Annotated in this window: 4 protein-coding genes; all 4 read right to left on the bottom strand. The window is 40.1% G+C overall.

All coding sequences use genetic code 11. The annotated features are described in order from the left end of the window. Window positions 1-778: 778 nt before the first annotated feature. On the bottom strand, window positions 779-2,029 hold the full coding sequence (gene ilvA, locus RWM06_RS09120) for a threonine ammonia-lyase IlvA (RefSeq protein ID WP_000952975.1): 1,251 nt from the start codon (window positions 2,027-2,029) through the stop codon (window positions 779-781). 115 nt (window positions 2,030-2,144) lie between these two features. Next, window positions 2,145-3,167, bottom strand: coding sequence for a ketol-acid reductoisomerase (gene ilvC, locus RWM06_RS09115; RefSeq protein WP_000290683.1), 1,023 nt, complete (start codon window positions 3,165-3,167; stop codon window positions 2,145-2,147). Window positions 3,168-3,336: 169 nt separating this feature from the next. Further along, window positions 3,337-3,813, bottom strand: coding sequence for an acetolactate synthase small subunit (gene ilvN / locus RWM06_RS09110; RefSeq protein ID WP_001253803.1), 477 nt, complete (start codon window positions 3,811-3,813; stop codon window positions 3,337-3,339). After that, on the bottom strand, window positions 3,806-5,506 hold the full coding sequence (locus tag RWM06_RS09105) for an acetolactate synthase large subunit (RefSeq protein WP_033682350.1): 1,701 nt from the start codon (window positions 5,504-5,506) through the stop codon (window positions 3,806-3,808). Before RWM06_RS09105 ends, ilvN begins: the two co-directional genes overlap by 8 nt. Between the last annotated feature and the right edge of the window lie 157 nt (window positions 5,507-5,663).

Here is a 5,663-nt window from a genome sequence, read left to right as displayed (position 1 = left end):
TGTCTTTTGTCAATAAAAAAACATATATTCAATAAAATTAATGATTTATTTTTCTGTTACTATCTTATTAAAGCCGATAATATATAGGTTTTTCCTTGCTATAAACCATTAGTAAATACCTTTAAAATAATTGTATTATTAAATCTTTTGCTTGTAAAAATATTCATGATTTACAAATACCAGTTCTGAATAGGTTAGACAGGATTTACTATTTCATTCTATACGTTCCTTTTAAATCAACAAGTCCACTAAAGATAGTCTTTCACTCCACACTATCTCTAAACTATTCCGTTTTCTTTCTCCTTCTTTGGTTCCTTTCCTGTCCTTATCTATATCTTATTTATTTCACAACCGGTACTACTTACTTTGTCCAATCTTGCACCTTCTGATTACACACCCGCTTCCCAGCTAGTCATTTGAAAACAGCAGCACTTGCCGTTTCATGTCTAGCACTATTGTTTATCTCACGAGTTTTTTCAGCCGACTTACCTAGCAACCATCTCACAAACATTGATTATTTTTTCTATTTCCTATTATATTTAGTGAAAGTTCAAATTAGGGATACATACAATTGGGGATTTCAAAAAATTTCCTTATATAGTAAGTAATTCTGTCGCCTCAATATAAACAGAATCAAACATAATAGGTGCTATAGTGAGTTGTAGTAGAAATAGCACGATAGATTTCCTAAGTCCATAGGAATCGCCCCCTTTCTTCACCCTCATTATAACACCTATACATCAGTTGTGCAAATAATATGATATTTTTTTATTAGTCCTCAGACAAGCATATTATAGAGCGTTTCATTACCATTTAAGTTAATATAAGCTGGATCAAAACCTTCCATGCGACGAATCAATCCTGCATAATCATGCTTATCTGCCAAGGCAATCCCAATTAATACTGGGCCTGTCCCCTTACTAGCTCGTTTGATATACTCAAAACGTGTGATATCATCATTTGGCCCCAAGATATCATTTACAAACTCACGCAGAGCACCTGGACGCTGTGGAAAATTGACCACAAAATAATGCTTGATACCATCATAAATCAAGGCACGTTCTTCCATTTCTGGCATGCGGTTGATATCATTATTTCCTCCAGAAATGATACAACAAATAGTCTTCCCCTTGATATATTCAGCTAAAACCTCTAAAGAGGCGATACTAGCTGCTCCAGCAGGTTCTGCGACAATCCCTTGCTTAGAGTAGAGGTCAATCAAGGTTTCAGAAATCAATCCCTCATCAACACCTACCAAAGTTTGAACATGTTGACGAGTTGCCTCATAGGTCAACTGACCTACCTTTTGCACAGCAATCCCATCCGCAAATTTGTCAATTTCTTTGAGTTTGACTGGACCACCAGCTTCAAAGGCAGCCTTCATGGAACGCGCTCCATTCGCCTCTACTCCGATAACCTCAATCTCTGGACTTGTTTCCTTGATATAGGTAGAAACCCCAGCAATGAGACCGCCACCACCAACAGGAACCAAGACAGCATCAAAATCAATCGATTCTTTTCGAGCTTCTTCTAAAATCTCATAAGCAACTGTCCCTTGACCTGCTTGAACATGGGCATCATCAAAGGGATCAATAAAGGTACGATTTTCAGAGACTGTAAATTCTTGAGCTGCTTTAGCTGAGGCATCAAAGGTATCTCCAACTAGTTTAATAGTCACGAAATCCCCACCAAAAAAGCGAACTTGACCAATTTTTTGTTGCGGAGTAGTAATGGGCATAAAAATAGTAGCAGGAATTTTCATCTCATTACAAGTATAGGCAACTCCCTGCGCATGATTTCCCGCAGAAGCACAGACTACCCCACGCTCACGCTCTTCCTTGCTGAGCTGGGAAATGGCATAATAAGCACCACGAATTTTAAAAGAACGAACACGCTGGGCATTTTCTTTTTTCAAATAAATCTTAGCACCATACTTCTCCGATAAATAATGGTCATAATCAAGCGGTGTATTAACGACCACACCATTCAAGACCTTATGAGCCTTGATTATATCTTTTGAACTTAACATCATTTTCTCCTAGACTATTTCATACTTATCTCAATCCATCCTTTTAAAAAGAGATGAATTGATTATAAAAGCGAGTTAGGTCCCCCCAACTCGCCTTCAACTTGATTTCTATCAATTAGTTATAGATTTTGAATGCATCGTCGTCGTTTTTACCAACGAATGGCATTGCTTTACGCAATTCTGCACCAACTTTTTCAATTTCAAGGTTAGCTGCTTGTTCACGGTAAGCAGTCAATTTTGGACGTCCAGCTTTATAGTCATTTACAAAGTCATTTGCAAATTTACCATTTTGGATGTCTGCCAAGACAGCCTTCATATTTTCTTTAACTTGTTCAGTGATTACACGTGGACCTGATACATAGTCACCGTACTCAGCAGTGTTTGAAATTGATTGACGCATTTTCTTGAATCCACCTTCGTAGATCAAGTCAACGATCAATTTCATTTCGTGAAGAACTTCAAAGTAAGCCAATTCTGGAGCGTATCCTGCTTCTGTCAAGACTTCGAAACCTGCTTCGATAAGGGCAGTCAAACCACCACAAAGTACAGCTTGTTCACCAAACAAATCTTCTTCAGTTTCTTCTTTATATGTTGTTTCAAGAAGACCTACACGAGCTGCTCCAACACCTTTACACCAGTCCATAGCAATGTTTTTAGCATTTCCTGTTGCATCTTGGTATACTGCGTAAAGAGCTGGAACACCAAATCCTTCTTCATAAGTACGACGTACCAAGTGTCCTGGTCCTTTAGGAGCACACATAAAGACATCTACATCCGCAGGAACTTTGATAAATTCAAAGTGGATGTTGAAACCATGGGCAAACCCAACTGCATTTCCAGCTTCCAAGTTTGGAGCGATTTCTGCTTCGTACAATTCTTGTTGGATTTCGTCTGGTGCCAAAATCATGATAACGTCAGCCAATTTAGTAGCTTCTGCTACTGTGTAAGTGTCAAATCCATCTTCTTTTGCTTTATCAAAAGATTTACCTGGACGTACACCGATGATGACATCGCGACCTGAGTCACGCAAGTTTTGAGCATGCGCATGTCCTTGTGAACCATAACCGATAACGGCGATTTTTTTACCGTCAAGTGCTGCTACTTTAACATCTTTTTCGTATTCCATTTGAACTGCCATAGTTTTTTCTCTCTTTTCTATTATTTATTGCCTTTTAGGCTGGTTTAACAAATTTAAAATATTTTTATACTCAATGAAAATCAAAGAGCAAATTAGGAAGCTAGCCGCAGGCTGTACTTGAGTACGGCAAGGCAAAGCTGACGTGATTTGAAGAGATTTTCGAAGAGTATTAATCGCGGGTAAATCCAGTTGCACCCGTTCGAGCGATATTGCGAATACCGTATGGTCGAATGACTCGCAATAGAGCTTCACTCTTTTCAGCATTTCCTGTCATCTGAATGGTAATCGAGCTTGGCGCTACATCTACCACTGTTGCACGGAAAGGTTGAATAATCGCTAGAATCTCAGCACGCTTCTCAGCTGGCGCTGACATCTTAACCAAAATCACCTCGCGTTCCAAATGAGGCTTGTCTGTAATATCACGAATGCGAATCACATCAATCTGACGATTGAGCTGTTTGATAATTTGCTCTACCTCATCATGTGAAGCAACATCAATAATAATGGTGATACGCGATACATTCGGATCTTCTGTTGCTCCAACAGAGATGCTTTCGATATTAACCTGACGACGAGATAGGACACCTGTAAAGCGATTGAGGACTCCTGAACGATTTTGTAGTTTTGCTGTTAACATTCTACGCATGGAACTTCACCCCCAACATCTCATGATTACTCTTACCAGCTGGTACCATTGGTAACACCTGTTCCTTACGAGAAATGTCTACCTCAATTAGCATAGGAACATTCTCAGTGATGACTTCAAGGTCTTGAGCCAAGGTCTCAGGATTGTCAAACTTATAGTTTTTAATGCCATAAGCTTGTGCCATCAATTGGAAATCAGGAAGGGTATCAAAGACTGACTCTGACGTTCTACCTTCATAGAAGGATTCCTGCCATTGGCGAACCATTCCAAGCGAGTGGTTGTTCAGCATAACCACCTTGATTGGCACCTTGTAAATGTTCAAAATAGCCAATTCCTGGTTAGTCATTTGGAAACCGCCATCCCCAACAAACAAGACTACTTCCTTATCTGGGTTAGCAATTTTAGCTCCAATTGCTGCTGGAATTCCAAATCCCATCGTTCCCAAACCACCTGAAGTCACTAACTGACGTTCATTTTGGTAAGGATAATACTGAGCTGTCCACATTTGGTGTTGTCCAACATCTGTTACCACAATGGCATCTCCGTTGGTCAATTCACCAATTCGTTCAATAACGGCTTGCGGTTGAACCACACGCTCTTTCTTGTCATAAGAACGAACACGGTTCTTGTCTTTAGTAACTTTCTCAATCCATTTCTCAGTATTGTTATGAACTGTTGGTTCTGCCAGCAACATTTGCAAGGCTTTCTTAGCATCTCCAACTACAGGAATATCTGCACTGATAATCTTGCCAATCTCAGCTGGGTCAATATCAATGTGGGCAACCTTAGCATTCTTAGCGAAAGTCTTAGGATTTCCCGTCAAGCGGTCATCGAAACGACAACCAATACTAATCATAAAGTCCGCTTCCGTCATGGCAATATTAGCTGCAAAAGATCCGTGCATGCCTCCCATTCCAAGGAAGAGTGGGTGACTCGTTGCAATCGTACCTTGCCCCAAAAGACTGGTTACCACTGGAATTTGATAGCGTTCTGCAAATTCATTTAATTCTGCAGCTGCTTCAGCATAACTAATTCCACCACCAGCTAGCAAGACTGGCTTTTTAGCCTTGGATAATTGCTTCAAGATTTTCTTGATTTGCATATCATTCGGTTCAAGAGTCGGCTGATAGCTTGGTAGGTTCACTTCTGGTGAATAAATGAAGTCTGTTTCTAAAGCAGATACGTCTTTAGGTAGGTCAATGACGACCGGCCCTGGACGACCAGTAGTTGCGATATGGACAGCTTCCGTAATGATTCGAGGGATATCAGCTGTCTCACGAACTTGGTAATTGTACTTAGTGATTGGCATGGTAATTCCCACAATGTCTGCCTCCTGAAAGGCATCCTTCCCAATCCCTGCTCGCGCCACCTGACCTGTAAAGACCAAAAGGGGAACGCTATCGCTCATGGCATCTGCAATCCCTGTAATGGCATTTGTTGCTCCTGGTCCACTAGTGACGACGGCAACACCCAACTTTCCAGTTGATTTGGCATAACCTTCAGCTTCATGCAAACAACCTTGCTCATGGCGCCCTAGAATGTGGCGAATACCTTTAAAATTATATATCGCATCATAAAAAGGCAAGACAGCACCACCAGGATAACCAAAGATGGTATCAATTCCTAAATCACGAAGTGTTTCCAAAACTAGGTCCGACCCCGTCTTAGGAGATTCTAAACTGATTTTCTCCATTGTTCCCCTTTCTTTCCTCTTAAAAATAACTTGTTACTATCATACCACTTTTTCAAAATTTTTCAAGACAAAAGAAGAAATTTTCTGAATTTTCTATTTTAAGCTAACTTCTCAAAGTAACTTCCACTTGCCTAATCGAAGTGGAAATTAGTCTAAA

The sequence above is a fragment of the uncultured Streptococcus sp. genome (assembly GCF_963516575.1).
Taxonomy (GTDB): Bacteria; Bacillota; Bacilli; order Lactobacillales; family Streptococcaceae; genus Streptococcus.
The sequence above is the reverse complement of the archived record's forward strand: the minus strand, read 5'-3'. Positions and strand labels throughout refer to the sequence as shown.